Genomic DNA, 17,307 nt, shown 5'->3' with positions numbered 1-17,307 from the left:
TCCGCCACGCCGGAGGCGCTGGCCGCGACGGCGCGCTATCCGGGCTCGCTGTTCGTTCTGGTCATCGCACTCGCCGCGATCATGCTGGCGACCGGAGCCTATCTGCGCTTCGTCGCGCGCTGGTCCTGGATCGACTCGCTGCTCGCCGCGGCGCCCGGCGCGCTTTCGGCCGTGATCGCGGTGGCGCAGGACAAGGGCGCCAATATCGGCCGGATCGCCGCGATCCAGCTCTTCCGCATCCTGGTCCTGGTCGCGGTCCTGCCGAGCATCATGAAGCTGAGCGGCGGCAGCGCGGGCGGTGTGCCGCCGCTGCTGCAGGTCATCAGCCTCGGCGACATGGTGCTGGTGCTCGGCTGCGCCCTTGCCACGGGGCTGGTCTTCGAGCGGCTCGGCGTCACGGCGCCCTATATCCTGGGGGCCACTCTGGCGAGCGCGGTCCTGCATGGCAGCGGCGTAGTCCATGGCACGCTGCCGCCCGAGATCGCTGTGGCGGTGATGGTGATGCTCGGCGCCGCCATGGGCGGGCGCGTCTCGAACCTGAAGCGCAACGAGATCGCTGCGCTGTTCCCGCTGGCGATCGGCGGCTTCGCAGTCTCGATGGTCGTCGCCTTCGCCTTCGCCTGGCCGGCGGCCTGGCTCGCCGGCGTGCCCTATGCCAGCGCCATGGCGGCCTTCGCGCCCGGCGGGCTCGAGGCGATGGCGATGCTCGCCTTCGCCATGGGGCTAGACCCGCTCTATGTCGGCGCGCACCATCTCGCGCGCTTCATGCTGCTCGGCCTCGCCATGCCCCTCATCGTCGGCTGGCTGAAGCCGGAGAAGCCGCCGCCGGACGCCTGAAGCTCAGGCCGCGCCATTGGTGTGGGTCATCAGCGAATACAGCGAGGTCGTGCCGCAGATGAACAGCCGGTTCCGCTTCGGCCCGCCGAAGCAGAGATTGGCGACGATCTCCGGCATCAGCACCTTGCCGACCAGCGTGCCGTCAAGGTGGAAGATGTGGATGCCGTCGGCGGCGCTGGTCCAGAGCCGCCCGGTGACGTCGAAGCGGAAGCCGTCGAACAGCCCCGCCGTCGAGGTGGCGAAGACCGATGAGGCGCCGAGCTTCGTACCGTCGCCGGTCACCGCGAGCTTGCGGATATGGCGCGGCCCGTGTTCGGGATCATGGCTGGCGCCGGTGTCGGCGATGTAGAGTTCGCTCTCGTCGGGGGAGAAGGCGAGCCCGTTCGGCTTGACGAAATCGTCGGCGACGATGGTCAGCGCGCCGTTCTGCGGGTCGATCCGGTAGACATTGCAGCGCCCGATCTCGCTCTCGGCCTTATCGCCTTCGTAATCGCTGAGGATGCCGTAATCGGGATCGGTGAACCAGATCGAGCCGTCCGACTTGACCACCACGTCGTTGGGGGAGTTCAGGCGCTTGCCCTGATAGTGGCTGGCGAGCACGGTGATCGAGCCATCATGCTCGGTGCGCGTCACCTGCCGGCCGCCATGCTCGCAGGTGACGAGCCGGCCCTGGCGGTCGACGGTATTGCCGTTCGAGTTCCGCGCCGGCTGGCGGAAGACGCCGACCTGGCCGGACAGGGCGTCATAGCGCATCATCCGGTCGTTCGGGATGTCCGACCAGACCACCGTGTTGTGGGCCGGAAACCAGGCCGGCCCCTCCGTCCAGCGCGCGCCGGTCCACAGCCGCTCCATCCGGGCCGAGGCGGGCACGATCCTGTTGAAGCGCAGGTCGTAGACCTCGACGCGAAACCCTTCGATGAAGCCGAATGTCATGCTTGTCCTCCCTGCCGCGGCGGCAAGATCGGAAATAACGAGCGCTTTCACAACTCGTGTCTGTGTGGACCTGGGATGCGAGCGGCGCGGGGAACCCTCTCCTGGAAGGAGAGGGCAGGGTGAGGTGTAGGCCCTGCGACCAGTGCCGCGAGCGCCCGCCGCGCGGTCGGGTTCAGGCCAACGATGTCCCTCCCGAACACCTCACCCCTGCCCCTCTCCTTTCAGGAGAGGGGTTCTCCGTCGCGGTCTCTGCTCGAACCTACAACTCCAGCCCCGCATCCCAATACGGCGTCGCGCCGTAGAGCTCCGCCAGATAATCGACGAAGACCCTGACCTTCTGCTCCATATGCCGGCGGCTCGGATAGACCGCATAGACCGCGACGCGCTTGCCGACCGAATAGTCCGGCAGCACCCGGGCGAGCGCGCCCGATTTCAGTTCGGGCCCGACATCCCAGGTCGAGCGCAGGGCGATGCCGACGCCGGCCAGCAGCGCCTCGCGCACCACCTCGCTGGAATTGGTCCGCAACTGCCCCGTGACCCGCACCGAGACCGGCCCCTCCGGCCCGTCGAGCCGCCACTGGTCGGCGTTGTGGGCGATCAGCGTATGGTTCGAGAGATCCTCGATCGCAGCCGGCATGCCATGGGCGGCAAGATAGGCCGGCGTGGCGCAGAGGATGCGATGGTTCGGCGCCAGCCGTCGCGCCACCAGGCTCGAATCGCGCAGATCGGCGATCCGCACCGCGAGATCGAAGCCCTCGCCGATGATGTCGACGAAGGCGTCGGTCAGGATCAGGTCGACATTGACCAGCGGGTTGGCGTCGAGGAAGGGCTTGAGATGCGGCGCGATGTGCAGGCGGCCGAACGAGGTCGGGGCGGAAACGCGCAGCGTGCCGCGCGCCTGGCCGGTTCCGCTCGCCACCCAGGATTCGGCCTCCTCGATCGAGCCGAGGATGGCGACGACGCGCTCATAGAAGCCCTGGCCGGCCTCGGTCAGCGAGAGCTGGCGGGTGGTCCGCTGCAGCAGGCGCACGCCGAGCCGCTCCTCCAGCCGCCGGATCCGCTTCGAGATCACCGCCGGCGACAGATTGAGCTCGCGCCCGGCCGCCGACATGCTCTTGGCGGTCACGACCCGGGCGAAGACGTCGAGGTCGCCGAACCGATCCATGCGGCCTCCATTTTTTCCGTTTCGGAAATAATCATGCACGTTACTCTCGCTGCAACAACCGGAGAATTGTTCTAGAGTCGTAGCCGGCAGGCTCGCGCGGGCAGGCTTGCAGCCGAAGGATCGACCATGAGTGCCATCGCGTTCCCGGAGCCGGATGCCGAGATCCTCGCCCGTCGCGAGACGATTCTCGCCGGCCTCGCCCGGCTCGTCGCGCCCGAGGCGCTGATCGTCTCGGAGGACGAGCGCCGGCCCTATGAGACCGATGCGCTCACCGCCTATCGCCGCATGCCGCTCGCCGTGGTGCTGCCCTCGACGACGCAGGAGGTCGCCGCCGTGCTGCGCTATTGCGGCGAGCAGGGCGTCCCGGTCGTGCCGCGCGGCGCCGGAACCTCGCTCGCCGGCGGCGCGATCCCGCAGGAGGATGCCGTGGTGATCGGCGTCTCGAAGATGAACCGCATCCTCGAGATCGACTACGCCAATCGCGTCGCCAGGGTACAGGCCGGCGTCACCAACCTCGCCGTCACGGCGGAGGTCTCGGCCGACGGCTTTTTCTACGCGCCGGACCCGTCCTCGCAGCTCGCCTGCTCGATCGGCGGCAATATCGGCATGAATTCCGGCGGCGCCCATTGCCTGAAATACGGCGTCACCACCAATAATGTGCTCGGCGTCACGCTCGTCTTGCTCGACGGCAGTATTGTTGAAATTGGCGGCAGTCACCTCGATTCGCCGGGCTACGATCTGCTCGGCCTGATCGTCGGCTCGGAAGGGCAGCTCGGCATCGTCACCGAGGCGACGGTCCGCATCCTGCGGGCGACGGAAGGCGCGCGACCGGTGCTGTTCGGCTTCCCGAGCAGCGAGCAGGCGGGAGCTGCCGTCGCCGCCATCATCGGCGCCGGCATCATCCCGGTGGCGATGGAGTTCATGGACAAGCCGGCGATCGAGATCTGCGAGGCTTTTGCCCATGCCGGCTACCCGATGGATGTCGAGGCATTGCTGATCATCGAGGTCGAGGGCTCGGAAGCCGAGATGGACGCCCAGCTTGCCCGCATCGTGACCATCGCCCGCGAGCACGGCGTCAAGACGGTGAAGGAGAGCAAGTCGGCCATGGAGACGGCGGCGATCTGGAAGGGCCGCAAATCGGCCTTCGGCGCCACCGGCCGCATCGCCGATTACATCTGCATGGACGGCACCATCCCGACCGGGCAACTGCCCTTCGTGCTGAAGCGGATGGACGAGATCATCAAGGGCTATGGCCTGCGCGTCGCCAATGTCTTCCACGCCGGCGACGGCAATCTCCACCCGCTGATCCTCTACAACTGCAACGACCCGGTCGAGGCGCAGAAGGCCGAGGATGCCGGCATGGACATCCTCAAGCTCTGCGTCGAGGTCGGCGGCTGCCTGACCGGCGAGCATGGCGTCGGCATCGAGAAGCGCGATCTGATGACGGTACAGTTCAACCAGGCCGATCTGCACCAGCAGATGCGGGTGAGGGCGGTGTTCGACGGTCGCTGGCTGCTCAATCCCGCCAAGGTGTTCCCGCTCGAAGGCAGGATCGCGGCGTGATCCATACTCCGACCACCGAAGCCCAGGCCTGCGCGGTCGTCGCTTCCGTCATCGCCACAAAAACCCCGCTCAGCATCCAGGGCGGCGGCACGCGTTCCCTGATCGGCCGCCCGATCCAGGTGGTCAGCACGCTCTCCAGCGCCGGGCTTTCCGGCATCACCCTCTACGAGCCGGCCGAGATGGTGATCGGCGCCAGGGCCGGCACGCCGCTGAAGCTGATCGAGCAGACCCTGGCCGAGCGCGGCCAGATGCTGCCCTTCGAGCCGATGGACCATCGCGCGCTGCTGGGCACCATTGGCGAGCCGACCATCGGCGCCGTTGCCGCCGGCAACATCTCCGGCCCGCGCCGGGTCACCGCCGGGGCGGCGCGCGATTCCCTGATCGGCATCCGGATGATCAATGGCCGCGGCGAGGCGATCAAGTCGGGCGGGCGGGTGATGAAGAACGTCACCGGGCTCGACCTGGTCAAGCTCGTCGCTGGCAGCCAGGGCACGCTCGGCTTCCTGACCGAGGTCACCTTCCGGGTCCTGCCGCGGCCGGAGCGGGTCGTGACGTTGAGCTGGCCCGGCCTCGCCGACGAGGCGGCGGTGGCGCTGCTTTGCGCGGCGCTCGGCTCGCCCTTCGAGCCTGGTGCCGCGGCGCATCTCCCGGCCGGGATTGGCGGGGAGGGGGCGCGGACGCTGCTGCGGCTCGAGAATTTCTCGGCCTCGATCGACTATCGCGCCGCCGAGCTCGCCCGGCTGCTGAAGCCGCATGGCCGGCCGGAGCTGATCGAGGAGGCGGCTTCCGAGGCGCTCTGGCGCGAGGTCCGCGACGCCAGCTTCTTCGCCGGCAGCAATGAGGCGGTCTGGCGGCTGTCGCTGGCGCCGACGAAGGGCCCGAAGGCGACGGCGTCCATCGCCCGCGCGGTTTCCGGTGCGCGCTGGTATCATGACTGGGGCGGCGGGCTGGTCTGGCTCGCGGTTCCGGCGGCGGGCGATGCCGGCGCGGCTGCGATCCGCGCCGCGCTTCGGCCGCTGCGCGGCCATGCCACGCTGGTCAGGGCGCCGGACGCGGTGCGGGCGGCGGTCGCGGTCTTCGAGCCGCTGGCCGAGCCGCTGATGCGGCTGACGGCCGGCATCAAGAAGAGCTTCGATCCGGAGGGCATCTTCGAGCCGGGGAAGATGTATGCGGGGATTTGAGATGGTGCGCGACATGGCGGCGAGGCGCGATGCACCCTCTCCCCCCTTGTGGGGGAGAGCTGGAGAGGGGGGTATGCCACCCTCGATCTGCGACCAGCCTGCCGCCGAATGCCATGCCCCCTCGATACCCCCCTCCCAACCCTCCCCCACAAGGGGGGAGGGCTTCGTGTCGCGTTTCCGGGCTTAAGTCATGCAGACCAATTTCACCGCCGCTCATCTCGCCTCCGATCCGCGCCTGCCGGTCTCGGAGAAGATCCTGCGCAGCTGCGTGCATTGCGGCTTCTGCACGGCGACCTGCCCGACCTATCTGCTGCTCGGCGACGAGCTCGATTCGCCGCGCGGGCGCATCTACCAGATCAAGGACATGCTCGAGAACGAGCGGCCGGCGACGGCGGAGGTGGTCAAGCATATCGACCGCTGCCTCTCCTGCCTGTCCTGCATGACGACCTGCCCCTCGGGCGTGCACTACATGCACCTGGTCGACCATGCCCGCGCCCATATCGAGGAAACCTATGAGCGCCCCTGGCATGAGCGGGCGCTCAGGCGCCTGCTCGGGGCGGTCCTGCCCTATCCCGACCGCTTCCGCCTCGCCATGCTGGCGGCGCGTCTCGGCAAGCCCTTCGCTAGGGCGCTCGGTGCCCTGCCGCGGCTCGGCGCGCCCTTGCAGGCAATGCTGGCGCTGGCGCCCTGGCGCCTGCCCAATCGCTCGGCGATGGAAGGGCCGCAGAGCTTCCCGGCCAGCGGCGAGCGCAGCAAGCGCGTCGCCATCCTCTCCGGCTGCGCCCAGCCGGTGCTCGACCCCGGCATCAACGAGGCGACGATCCGGCTCCTGACCCGCCATGGCGTCGAGGTCGTGCTGCCCAAGGGCGAGGGCTGCTGCGGCGCGCTCGTCCATCATATGGGCCGCGAGCATGACGCGCTCGCCTTTGCCCGCGTCAATATCGATGCCTGGATGGCAGAGATCGAGGGCGAGGGGCTGGATGCCATCCTGATCACCGCCTCGGGCTGCGGCACCACGATCAAGGATTACGGCTTCATGTTCCGGGGCGAGCCGGCCTATGCGGAGAAGGCGGCGCGGGTCGCCGGGCTGGCCAAGGACATCACCGAATTCGTCGAGACGCTCGAGATCGCCCCGGTGCGCGGTTTCGACCTGACGGTCGCCTATCACTCGGCCTGCTCGATGCAGCATGGCCAGCAGTTGAAGGACGGGCCGAAGCGCCTGCTGGCGCGCGCCGGCTTCCGCGTCAAGGAGGTGCCGGAGGGCCATATCTGCTGCGGCTCGGCCGGCGTCTACAACATCCTCCAGCCGGAGATCGCCGGGCAGCTGCGCGAGCGCAAGATCGGCAATATCGGCCGCACCAAGCCCGATCTCGTCGCCACCGGCAATATCGGCTGCATGACGCAGCTCGCGAAGGGCTTTGCCGACAGGGGGGCGGCGACGCCGGTCGTCCACACCGCCGAACTGCTCGACTGGGCGACCGGCGGGCCGATGCCGCAGAAGCTCGCGAAGGCCGGGATCGGGGAGGCACCGGCCACGGAGACGCTCGTCGCGGCGGAGTGAGTGCGCGTCATGCTCGGGCCAGGCCCGAGCATCTCAGGCCGGATGAAGCGCCGATAACGCCTTCTTGTCACGAGATTCTCGGGTCTGCGCGGAGTTTATCCTTGGGCCGACCGACGGTCGGACTCGAGGGCTCCGCCCGAGAATGACGTGCTGTGCCTTGCCCCTCGCGGCTGCGCGGGCTAACCCGGCGCCAACCCCGTTTCCGAGTGAAAGCCGCCCATGTCCGCCCCCAGCAAGCTGAAAGCCCGCCAGCCGCGCGGTTTCGTCGACCGCGGCCCGGCCGATGTCGCCGCCACCGAGCGCATGCTGTCCGTCATCCGCGAGAGCTTTTCGCTTTACGGCTTCGACCCGGTCGAGACGCCGCTCATTGAATACACCGATGCGCTCGGAAAATTCCTGCCGGACCAGGACCGGCCGAACGAGGGCGTCTTCTCCTTCCAGGACGATGACGAGCAATGGCTCTCGCTGCGCTACGATTTGACGGCGCCGCTCGCCCGCTATGTCGCCGAGAATTTCGACGCGCTGCCAAAGCCCTATCGCAGCTACCGCGCCGGCTATGTCTTCCGCAACGAGAAGCCGGGCCCGGGGCGTTTTCGCCAGTTCATGCAGTTCGACGCCGATATCGTCGGCTCCGGCACGGTCGCGGCCGATGCCGAGATCTGCATGCTCGCCGCCGATACGATGGAGGCGCTGGGCATCAAGCGCGGCGACTATGTCGTCAAGGTCAACAACCGAAAAGTGCTCGACGGCGTGATGGAGGCGATCGGCCTCGGCGGTGACGAGAATGCCGGCCGCCGGCTGACGGTGCTGCGCGCCATCGACAAATTCGACAAGGTTGGAATTGAAGGCGTTAGAGAACTTCTTGGCAATGGTCGGATGGATCAGAGCGGCGATTTCACGAAAGGTGCGGGTCTTAGCGCCTATCAGTCCGATCCGATTTTGAGATTGCTCAATTCTTCCAGCGACACTGCTGCGGCGCTCGATGTCATTAAGGAGGTTGCGGGCAACTCTCCTATCACCGAGCAAGGCTTCCAAGAGTTGGACGTGATCGCTCGAATGGTGATTGCGGCTGGGTATAGCGATCAGATTATTGTTGACCCCTCCGTCGTCCGCGGCCTCGAATATTATACCGGCCCGGTCTACGAGGTCGAACTGACCTTCGAGGTTCCCAACGAGCAGGGCCAGATCGTGCGCTTCGGTTCGGTCGCGGGTGGCGGGCGCTATGACGGGCTGGTCGGCCGCTTCCGGCCTGAAGCTGTGCCGGCGACCGGCTTCTCGATCGGTGTCTCTCGGCTCTATTCGGCGCTCAAGGCGGTTAAGTCGCCGATCGTCGACACCAAGGCCGAGCTGCCGCTCGTCGTCGTCACCGCCATGGACAACAAGTCGCCGGAGTTCATGCCGGCCTATCAGGCTTTCGTTTCGCAGCTCCGGCAGGCCCGCGACGAGAAGGGCAAGCCGCTGCTGCGCGCCGATCTCTATCTCGGTTCCTCCGGCTTCAACGCCCAGATGAAATATGCCGACCGGCGCGGCGCCGTCTGCGCGGTCATCCAGGGCTCGTCGGAGCGCGAGGCCGGCACGGTGGTGATCAAGGACCTGATCCTCGGCGCCGAGCTCGCCGCCGCCGGCCGCGAGGTCAAGGATTCGGCCGAGCACAAGGAAAGGCAGGCGCAGGCGCAGTTCGCCGTGTCGGCGAGCGAGCTGGTCGAGGGCGTGAAGCGGGTCATAGGGCGTCATGCTCGGGCTTGACCCGAGCATCTCTGGACCAGAGATTCCCGGCTCTCCGCTTCGCTCCGGCCGGGAATGACGTGTGAACCTCGAGCCGTCGTTCGTCTACATCATGACGAACAAGCCGCGCGGCACATTGTATCTCGGCGTGACCGCCGACCTCGTTCGCCGTGTTTCCGAGCACAAGCTCCTTCAAGGCAGGAGCTTCACGGCGCGCTACAATCTCGACAAGCTGGCCTGGTTCGAAATGCACGATCATATCGATCTCGCAATTCAGCGAGAGACGAGCTTGAAGCGCTGGGATCGCGGTTGGAAAATAGAGCTGATCGAGAAGAGCAATCCGGACTGGCGTGATCTGTTCGACGAAATCCACCCGACGCCATTCCCGGCCGGAGCCCTCGGGTCCGACCTTTGGTTGGCCCAAGGATAAACTCCGCGGAGAGCCGGGAATCTCCTGCAAGAGATGCTCGGGTCAAGCCCGAGCATGACGGCTGGCCGATTCCCGCTAACCCAGTTCCCTGAAAATCGTCGAAAATCCGGCGCGCCCCTGCTAGGACGGCGCCGCAACAGGACCAATGCCGTGACCGCGACCCGCGCCAGCATCGACACCGTGATCGCGCTGTTCGAGCGCGAGGGCTATGCCCGCGCCGAGCCGGCGATCCTGCAGCCGGCCGAGCCTTTCCTCGACCTTTCCGGCGAGGATATCCGCCGCCGCATCTTCCTGACGCAGGATGCCGACGGCCAGGAATGGTGCCTGCGGCCGGAATACACCATCCCCGTCGCGCTCGCCCATATCGCGGCGCGCTCGTCCGAGCCGGCTTCCTATGCCTATGCCGGCCCGGTCTTCCGGATGCGTGCCAACGAGCCGAACGAGTTCGCCCAGGCCGGGCTTGAATCCTTCGGCCGGCCGGATTTCGCCGCTGCCGATGCCGAGATCATGGCGCTGACGGTCGAGGCCGCCGCCGCGCTCGGGCTGGCGAAGCCGCGCCTGCTGATGGGCGATGTTTCGCTGCTGACGGCGCTGCTCGACGGGCTCTGCGTTCCGCAGGCGGCCCGCCGCCGGCTGATGCGCGCGGTCGCGCAGGGCAAGGGCACTGATGCCGTCGCCGCGCTGGAGCCGCCGGCGGCCGAGACCGAAGCGACGCATGCCGGCCTGCTCAAGGCGCTGGAAGGGCAGGACCCCAAGGCCGCCCGCGCCTTCGTCGAGGACGTGCTCGCCATCGCCGGCATCTCGACCGTCGGCGGCCGCTCGGCCGGCGACATCGCCGAGCGCTTCCTGGCGCGCGCCGCCGAGCGGGAGAACCCGGTCAGCGGCGAGTCCGGTACGGTCCTCAGTCGGGCGCTCGCGGTCGGCGGCGATCCCGACACCGCTTCGGCCGCCCTGCGCGCCCTCGCCGGCGAAGCCGGACTCGATCTTGCCGCCGCGCTCGACGCTTTCGACGAGCGCACCGGCTTCCTGGCGGCGCGCGGCGTCGATGTCGGCAATATCGGCTTCTCCGCCGCCTTCGCGCGAAATCTCGACTACTACACCGGCTTCATCTTCGAGCTGCACGATCCGGCCAGGCCGGACCTGAAGCCGATCGCCGGCGGCGGCCGCTATGACGGCGTGCTGCAGCGCCTCGGCGCGCCCGGCCCGGTCGCCGCCGTCGGCGCCTCGCTCTGGCTCGACCGGCTGGCGGGAGAAGCGGCATGAGCGGAGCGGGAAAATCCGGCATGAGCGGAGCGGGAAAGCCCGACATAAGCGCGGTGGAGAACGCCTTGAACGACGCCCCGCTTGTCCTGGCCGTGCCCTCCAAGGGCCGGTTGCAGGAGAACGCCACCGCCTTTTTCGGCCGCGCCGGGCTCTCCTTCGTGCAGGCGCGCGGCTCGCGCGAGTACCGGGCGCAGATCGCCGGCCTGGACGGGGCCGAGGTCGCCTTTCTCTCGGCTTCCGAGATCGTGGCGCAGCTTGCCTCGGGCGCCGTCCATCTCGGCATCACCGGCGAGGATCTGGTGCGCGAGCAGGTTCCCGACGCCGATGCCGCGGTCGAGCTGCTGACGCCGCTCGGCTTCGGCAGCGCCAATGTCGTCGTCGCCGTGCCGCAGGCCTGGATCGACGTGCGCGGCATGGCCGATCTCGACGACGTCGCCGCCAGCATGCGCGCCCGCACCGGCAACAAGCTCCGGGTCGCCACCAAATACGTCAACCTGACGCGCCGCTTCTTCGCCAGCCACGGCCTCGCCGATTATCGCATCGTCGAGAGCCTGGGCGCGACCGAGGGCGCGCCGGCCGCCGGCACCGCCGAGATCGTCGTCGACATCACCACAACGGGCTCGACGCTGGCCGCCAACGCCCTGAAGGTGCTGGACGACGGCGTGATCCTGGCATCGGAAGCCAATCTCGTCGCCTCCGTGCGGGCGCCCTGGAACGAGCGGGCGCGGGCTGCCGCGGCCGCCATCCTGGGGCGCATCGCCGCCGAGGAGGAGGCGCGCTCGCTGCGCGAGGTCCGCGCCGTGCTGCATGCCGTCTCGCCGCAGCGGCTCAGTGAGATCGCCCAGCGCCTCGGCGCCCGCCTGCCTTTCGGCGCCGGCGGCGAGGACGGGGTGGTGACCCTGCATTGCCCGGCGAAGGCGGTGTTCCCGCTGGTCGAGGAACTGACCCGCGCCGGGGCCGACGACATCACCGTGCGGGCGCTCGACTATGTCTTCCGCCGCACCAACCCGCTGATCGAGCGGCTCCAGGCCCGGATCTGAAGACTGAGAGGCCGCCCCCCACCGGGAGGCGGCCTTCCGTCCGTCGCGGCCTCTGGGGGGCATCGGCCGCGCGCCTGCGCCGGAATCCCGACGCATTCTCACGCTACGCGGCTGGGAGGGCAGCGGATGCGCCGGCGCTGTCGATTTGCGGCGGAGTTGCGTTTTGCTGCCGCAGACTGTGCCTTAAAGAGCGATCGAGGCTTGCGTTTCGCCGCTCTCTCGGTGCAGTGGTGACAATTGGAATTAACCTTTGCCCGTTGCGCTATTTCCAATCCGGGGTCTGGACCAGTTGAGCATGCAGTCGCGCCTCGGCCTTGCGGCCGCCATCGCCTTTTCCCTGTTGCCGGCTCTGGCGGGCGACGCTTTCGCCCAGGGTCGCCAGCGGCCCTCGCAGGTTCCGCAGGAGGGGCAGGCTGCGCCGCCGCCCAAGCAGGAGAAGAACTTTCCGCTCGATGCCTCCTGGACGGCGATCCAGTTCAACGGCAAGCCGATCAATGACCGGCGCATCACGCTGAAGGTCGATTCCAATCTGCGCGGCACCGGCTTTGCCGGCTGCAACACCTTCTCCGCTTCGGCCTACCCGCTGCGCCAGCAGGGCTTTGCCGTCGGCCCCGTTGCGGTGACCAAGCGCGCCTGCGACAAGGGCGTGATGGATTTCGAGCGCAGCTTCCTGCTGGCGCTGCGCACCGTCCGGCAATGGGACCTGGTCGAAGGGCGGCTGGTGCTCAAGACCGGGAACGGCGAGATCCGCTTCGACCGCGGCATTTGAGCTAGCGCGGCGCCCTACCATCCCTCTTGCGTTGGCGGCAGGGCCATAGCCCGGAATCCTGACCGCCGCCCGCTTCTCGTCATGGTCGGGCTTGTCCCGACCATCCACGTCTTCGTTCGGGCAGTGCGGTGTTCAAGATGTGGATGCTCGCCACAAGGGCGAGCATGACGTGCGGAACCTCGCGGTGCAGTCGGATCAGCCCGCCGGCTCCATCGCCTTTGCCCGCGGGCTGTGGGTTCCGTCGGCGTTCCTCTCCATCGTGACCAACTCCTCGTGCATCTCGCGCAGCGTCGAGCGATGGCCGATCGAGACCACGCTGGTCTGCGGCAGCTCACGCCGGATCATCGCGTAGATCTCGCCCTCGAGCTTCTCGTCGAGCGAGGCGGTCGCCTCGTCGAGGAAGAGCCAGTCCGGCTTGGCCAGCAGCGCGCGCGCCACCGCCAGCCGCTGCTGCTCGCCGCCCGAGAGCCGCTGGCCCCAGAGATCGACATCGTCGAGCCGCTCGGCGAGATGGCCGAGCTTGACCTTCTCCATCACGGCCCGGATGTCGGCATCGGCGAAGGCGTCGGGCTCGGCCGGGTAGGCGATCGCGGCGCGTAAGCTTCCCTGCGGCAGATAGGGCCGCTGCGGCAGGAGGAGCATGCGGGTGTCGGCCGGGGTCGCGACACGGCCCTTGCCGAACGGCCAGATGCCCGACACCGCGCGGAACAGGGTCGACTTGCCCGAGCCCGAAGGTCCGACCACCAGGGTCGCCCGGCCGGCCGGCAGGGTCAGCTCCGGAACCGTCACGATCGGCGCGCCATCGGGCAGGTTCAGGGTCAGGTCCTCGATCCGGGCGTCGGGGCCCGGCTGCTCGTCGATCTCGATATTGGCTCCGGCGGTTCCCGCAGCCTGCGCCTCGGCCTGGGCGATCGCGGTCTCGAAGGTGGTGAGGCGGTTGATCGAGGCGAGATAGGAGGCGATCGACTGGTAGCTGTTGATGAAGAAGGACATCGCGGTCTCGACCCGGCCGAAGGCCGACGAGACCTGGGTCAGCACGCCGAAGGCGATGGCGCCGGCGAAGTAATAGGGCGCCAGCAGCAGGAAGGGGATGACGACATTGGCCTGGTTGTAGGACAGGGTGAAGGTCGTCAGCTTCAGCTTGCGCCAGAGCAGATGGTAGAAGTTCTCGACGATCCCGCCGAAAGTCTCGCCGAGATGGCGCCGCTCGGCGGTCTCGCCGCGCATCAGGGCGATCTGCTCGGAATATTCGCGCAGGCGCGCCAGCGAGAAGCGGAAGTTCGCCTCGCGCCGCTCCTGCTCGAATTCGAGCGCGATCAGCGGCTTGCCGATCAGATGCGTGATCCAGGTCGCGATCGCCGCATAGATCAGCGTCGCCCAGAAGATGAAGCCCGGAATGACGAGGTCGGTGCCCGGCACGGTGATCGCGACCGGGATCGACCACAGCACGATCGAGAACGAGACCAGCGTCGAGACCTGGGTGATCAGGGTGAGCGAGAAGGCGTAGGTCTGGTTCAGGAAGGCGCGCGTGTCCTCGGAGATGCGCTGGTCGGGGTTGTCGGCGGTGCCGGCGAGCGAGATGCGGTAATGGTTGCCGTTCTGCAGCCAGCGCCGGTTGTATTCGGCCGCCATCCATTCGCGCCAGCGGATCAGCAGCACCGAATTGGCCACCGTCTCGATCAGCACGCTGATCACCGAGATCGCCGCCCAGACGGAGAAGACGTTGATCAGCTGGTACCAGAAGGCCTCGGCGTTCTTCTCCTGCAGGGCGTTGTAGAAATCGCGGTAGAAGAAGTTGATGCGCAGCGAGATGCCGACCTGTGCCTGATTGAGCACGATCAGGAAGACCACGGCCGCGACGGCGAAGTGGCCGAGCTTGATCCGGTAGCTGCCGAACGGTCCGAAATTGGCGGTGCTCGGTTCCTGCGCCTGGAAATAGGGCGAGGCGAGGTCGGCGATGCGCCGCACCACCGGCACGAAGGAGATCAGGTAGATCAGGATGCCGAACACCGCGACGGTGGTTCCGAGGCTCGCCGGCAGCGCGGCAGCCTGCCAGGCCTCCGGCCACCAGCCGATTTGGGCGAGGACGGCGCCGAGGCCGAAGATGACGTATTCGGTGCCGAAGATGCCGGAGAAGATCTTCAGGAAGAAGCTGATCCCGTCGGCGCGCCAGGTCGAGAGCGCCAGCAGCACGCCCACGACGCCGAGGCCGAGCATGCCGGCACTGCCGCTTTGCTGTCCGACGATGAGCGCGATCAGGGCGAGCCCGGCGACAGCGAAACTCAACAGGCGCATGAAGGAGTCCTTGGGGAATCGGCGCCGGAAGGCGCCAGCTTGGAAGGCATGTTGTAGATCAGCCGTGCAGACAAAAAAGCCCGGCTCAAGGCCGGGCTCCGTTTTTTCTCCGATTTGTGATGCGGCTCGCCTTCCTTTTGGCCGGAAGCGGCCGAACGGTCAGGACTGCCGCCGGCGCGATGCCCTCGAGCCTGTTCGCGCGGCGAAGCTGAGCCGCACCTCTTCGGGGCCTGTTCAATCCTTGTCGACCGAATAGGCGCCGGCACCGGCCGCGAAGAGCACGAGGAAGCCGCCGGCGATCGAGAGGTTCTTCATGAACTGCAGGTATTGCATCGGCTGCGCCCAGTTCAGATGGAACAGCACCGCAGCGGCGATGGTGAAGAAGAACAAGGCGAGCGCGACCAGCCGCGTCTTGAAGCCGACGACGATCATCAGCCCGCCGATCAGCTCGACGAGGATCACCAGCGGCAGCAGGATGCCCGGGACGCCGGCCGAGGCCATGTATGCTTGCGTGCCGGCATAGCCCGAGATCTTGGACCAGCCACTCGTCACGAACATCAGGACGAGCAGGATGCGGCCGACGAGCTTGGCGGCGTCGGAGAGCGCTGGGTTGTTCAGCATGGCGTGGCCTCGGCAAGGGTCGGGGCGTGGCAGGATGCCGCACCTGCCGCCGATCTAAGGCCGACAACCAAAGTCGATGCAAGCCCGGCCGCGCCCGCGCCTGTGCAAAGCGCGGAGGGGCGGCGATGAAAAAAGGCCCGGCTTGCGCCGGGCCTCCGCAGTATCGAGCTTGAGGGCTCGGACTTCCTCAGAAGTCCATGCCGCCACCGAAACCGGGCTTGCCCGGTTTCGGCACTTGAGACCCCGGGCGTCTGGACTTCCTCAGAAGTCCATGCCGCCCATGCCGCCGCCGCCCATCGGGGGCATCGGCGAGTCCTTCTTCGGCGACTCGGCGATCATCGCCTCGGTGGTGATCAGCAGGCCGGCGATCGAAGCCGCATCCTGGATCGCCGTGCGCACGACCTTGGTCGGGTCGATGATGCCGGCCTTGACCAGGTCGCCATACTCGCCGGTCTGGGCGTTGTAGCCGTAGGCGTAGTCCTTCGACTCGAGCAGCTTGCCGACCACGACCGCGCCGTCATCGCCGGCGTTGTCGACGATCTGCTTGGCCGGCGCCATGATGGCGCGGCGGACGATCTCGACGCCGGTCTTCTGGTCGTCGTTCTGGGTCTTGATCGACTTGACGGTCGACAGGGCGCGCAGGAGGGCGACGCCGCCGCCCGGCAGGATGCCTTCTTCGACCGCAGCGCGGGTCGCGTTCAGGGCATCGTCGACGCGGTCCTTCTTCTCCTTGACCTCGACCTCGGTCGCGCCGCCGACGCGGATGACCGCGACGCCGCCGGCGAGCTTGGCCAGGCGCTCCTGGAGCTTCTCGCGGTCGTAGTCCGAGGAGGTCTCCTCGATCTGCGCCTTGATCTGCGAAACGCGGCCTTCGATGTCCTTCTTCTTGCCGGCGCCGTCGATGATCGTGGTGTTCTCCTTCTCGATGCGCACCTTCTTGGCGCGGCCGAGCATGTTGAGCGTCACGGTCTCGAGCTTGATGCCGAGGTCTTCCGAGATCAGCTGGCCGGCGGTCAGGATCGAGATGTCCTCGAGCATGGCCTTGCGGCGGTCACCGAAGCCCGGCGCCTTGACGGCCGCGACCTTGAGGCCGCCACGGAGCTTGTTGACGACGAGCGTGGCCAGGGCCTCGCCCTCGACGTCCTCGGCGATGATCAGGAGCGGCTTGCCGGTCTGCACGACGGCCTCGAGGATCGGCAGCATCGCCTGCAGCGACGACAGCTTCTTCTCGAAGACGAGGATGTAGGGGTCCTCGAGCTCGGCGACCATCTTCTCGGCATTGGTGATGAAGTAGGGCGAGAGATAGCCACGGTCGAACTGCATGCCCTCGACGACGTCGAGCTCGGTCTCGGCGGTCTTGGCTTCCTCGACGGTGATGACACCCTCGTTGCCGACCTTCTGCATCGCGGTCGCGATCATCTTGCCGACCGACACGTCGCCATTGGCCGAGATCGTGCCGACCTGCGCGACTTCCGCGTTCGAGGTGACCTTCTTCGAGTTCTTCTGCAGGTCGGTGACGATGGCCTCGACGGCCAGGTCGATGCCGCGCTTCAGGTCCATCGGGTTCATGCCGGCCGCAACCGACTTCAGGCCTTCGCGCATGATGGCGGCGGCGAGAACGGTGGCGGTCGTGGTGCCGTCGCCGGCGGCGTCGTTCTGCTTCGAGGCCACTTCGCGCACCATCTGGGCGCCCATGTTCTCGAACTTGTCGGCGAGCTCGATCTCCTTGGCGACGGTGACGCCGTCCTTGGTGATGCGCGGGGCGCCGAACGACTTGTCGATCACGACGTTGCGGCCCTTCGGACCGAGCGTGACCTTGACGGCGTTGTTCAGGATTTCGACGCCGCGCAGCATGCGGTCGCGGGCATCGGTGGAGAACTTGACGTCTTTGGCAGCCATGAGAGCTACTCCTTATGAAATGACG

General features: G+C 67.6%; 14 protein-coding genes. 9 read left to right on the top strand and 5 right to left on the bottom strand.

Going from position 1 to position 17,307, the window contains the following annotated elements:
* Positions 1-837 (top strand): AbrB family transcriptional regulator (locus V6M56_RS02795; RefSeq protein ID WP_332681054.1); only part of this gene is annotated, 837 nt, incomplete at its 5' end.
* 3 nt (positions 838-840) lie between these two features.
* On the opposite strand, the gene V6M56_RS02790 is transcribed toward V6M56_RS02795, so the two are convergent.
* The gene (locus V6M56_RS02790; protein WP_332681053.1) at positions 841-1,770 is read right to left on the bottom strand and encodes an SMP-30/gluconolactonase/LRE family protein; all 930 of its coding nucleotides are present in this window, start codon (positions 1,768-1,770) and stop codon (positions 841-843) included.
* A gap of 259 nt (positions 1,771-2,029) precedes the next feature.
* Positions 2,030-2,935: a LysR family transcriptional regulator gene (locus V6M56_RS02785; protein WP_332681052.1), complete on the bottom strand. Its 906-nt coding sequence runs from the start codon at positions 2,933-2,935 to the stop codon at positions 2,030-2,032.
* A gap of 126 nt (positions 2,936-3,061) precedes the next feature.
* On the opposite strand from V6M56_RS02785, the gene V6M56_RS02780 reads away from it, so the two are divergent.
* The 8 genes from V6M56_RS02780 (at position 3,062) to V6M56_RS02745 (ending at position 12,467) form a co-directional block, all read left to right on the top strand.
* The gene (locus tag V6M56_RS02780) at positions 3,062-4,498 is read left to right on the top strand and encodes an FAD-linked oxidase C-terminal domain-containing protein (RefSeq protein WP_332681051.1); all 1,437 of its coding nucleotides are present in this window, start codon (positions 3,062-3,064) and stop codon (positions 4,496-4,498) included.
* On the top strand, positions 4,495-5,679 hold the full coding sequence (locus V6M56_RS02775) for an FAD-binding protein (protein WP_332681050.1): 1,185 nt from the start codon (positions 4,495-4,497) through the stop codon (positions 5,677-5,679). The genes V6M56_RS02780 and V6M56_RS02775 overlap by 4 nt, the downstream gene beginning before the upstream one ends.
* Positions 5,680-5,869: 190 nt before the next feature.
* Positions 5,870-7,240, top strand: a complete 1,371-nt coding sequence (gene glcF / locus V6M56_RS02770; RefSeq protein ID WP_332681049.1) for a glycolate oxidase subunit GlcF — start codon at positions 5,870-5,872, stop codon at positions 7,238-7,240.
* A gap of 219 nt (positions 7,241-7,459) precedes the next feature.
* Positions 7,460-8,986, top strand: coding sequence for a histidine--tRNA ligase (hisS, locus tag V6M56_RS02765; RefSeq protein ID WP_332681048.1), 1,527 nt, complete (start codon positions 7,460-7,462; stop codon positions 8,984-8,986).
* Between the two features lie 91 nt (positions 8,987-9,077).
* Positions 9,078-9,395 carry a GIY-YIG nuclease family protein gene (locus V6M56_RS02760; protein ID WP_332681056.1) on the top strand — a complete coding sequence of 106 codons (318 nt, stop codon included), beginning with the start codon at positions 9,078-9,080 and terminating at the stop codon, positions 9,393-9,395.
* A gap of 150 nt (positions 9,396-9,545) precedes the next feature.
* On the top strand, positions 9,546-10,658 hold the full coding sequence (locus V6M56_RS02755; protein ID WP_332681047.1) for an ATP phosphoribosyltransferase regulatory subunit: 1,113 nt from the start codon (positions 9,546-9,548) through the stop codon (positions 10,656-10,658).
* 65 nt (positions 10,659-10,723) lie between these two features.
* Positions 10,724-11,698 carry an ATP phosphoribosyltransferase gene (gene hisG / locus V6M56_RS02750; protein WP_332681055.1) on the top strand — a complete coding sequence of 325 codons (975 nt, stop codon included), beginning with the start codon at positions 10,724-10,726 and terminating at the stop codon, positions 11,696-11,698.
* A 295-nt stretch (positions 11,699-11,993) separates the two neighbouring features.
* Entirely contained in the window at positions 11,994-12,467 is a 474-nt protein-coding gene (locus V6M56_RS02745; protein ID WP_332681046.1) for an META domain-containing protein, read from the top strand.
* A 195-nt stretch (positions 12,468-12,662) separates the two neighbouring features.
* Here the strand turns inward: V6M56_RS02745 and V6M56_RS02740 are convergent, their stop codons facing one another.
* The 3 genes from V6M56_RS02740 to groL form a co-directional block, all read right to left on the bottom strand.
* On the bottom strand, positions 12,663-14,762 hold the full coding sequence (locus tag V6M56_RS02740) for an ABC transporter ATP-binding protein/permease (protein WP_332681045.1): 2,100 nt from the start codon (positions 14,760-14,762) through the stop codon (positions 12,663-12,665).
* Positions 14,763-14,996: 234 nt separating this feature from the next.
* Positions 14,997-15,383, bottom strand: coding sequence for a DoxX family protein (locus tag V6M56_RS02735; RefSeq protein WP_332681044.1), 387 nt, complete (start codon positions 15,381-15,383; stop codon positions 14,997-14,999).
* 261 nt (positions 15,384-15,644) lie between these two features.
* Entirely contained in the window at positions 15,645-17,282 is a 1,638-nt protein-coding gene (gene groL, locus V6M56_RS02730) for a chaperonin GroEL (RefSeq protein WP_332681043.1), read from the bottom strand.
* Between the last annotated feature and the right edge of the window lie 25 nt (positions 17,283-17,307).

It is taken from the genome of Allobosea sp. (assembly GCF_036675845.1).
Lineage (GTDB): Bacteria > Pseudomonadota > Alphaproteobacteria > Rhizobiales > Beijerinckiaceae > Allobosea.
The sequence above is the reverse complement of the archived record's forward strand: the minus strand, read 5'-3'. Positions and strand labels throughout refer to the sequence as shown.